A 453-nucleotide genomic window follows, 5' to 3' on the forward strand; every position below is an offset into this window, starting at 1 on the left:
ACAGTCGCGTTTCGCCGCCTTGCAGAAACGCCCCACTGGCTCCCCCTACAATGCCGGCATCCTCGCTGGTCGTAACCGCGATGGCTATGTCATCGCCTTGCGTGCCGCCTCTTTTAGCCTGCAGCTTGATTAATCCCAACGACGGCTCGTATTTAGCGAGGACCTCAAGATCTCCGTTACCTGCATTCACCAGTGCCGCCAAGCCGATCATGATCGTCTCAAGCGTGTCGTCCGTCACGACTGTATACGTGTACTTGCGCGTATCGGCAATCGTCAAAGTCACCGTGTCGCCTGCGGTGATCGTCCCGGTGTCCAGTAACCCAGTCGTGGAATTCACGGTCTGAGACAAACGGATGGCGACTGACCCGAGCGAAAAAATCTCACGGCTGGCGGCATTGCGCACACCATTGATCGCGATGAGCGGTTCGCCTTCGCTGAAGACAAGGATGCGGC

Annotated in this window: 1 protein-coding gene; it reads right to left on the reverse strand. The window is 57.6% G+C overall.

From position 1 onward, the window contains the following. Positions 1–453, reverse strand: a 453-nt coding sequence (locus tag I6F37_RS39640) for a hypothetical protein (protein WP_225154324.1), incomplete at both ends; no start/stop codon positions are given.

It is taken from the genome of Bradyrhizobium sp. NBAIM08 (assembly GCF_020193935.1).
GTDB classification, from domain to species: domain Bacteria; phylum Pseudomonadota; class Alphaproteobacteria; order Rhizobiales; family Xanthobacteraceae; genus Bradyrhizobium; species Bradyrhizobium yuanmingense.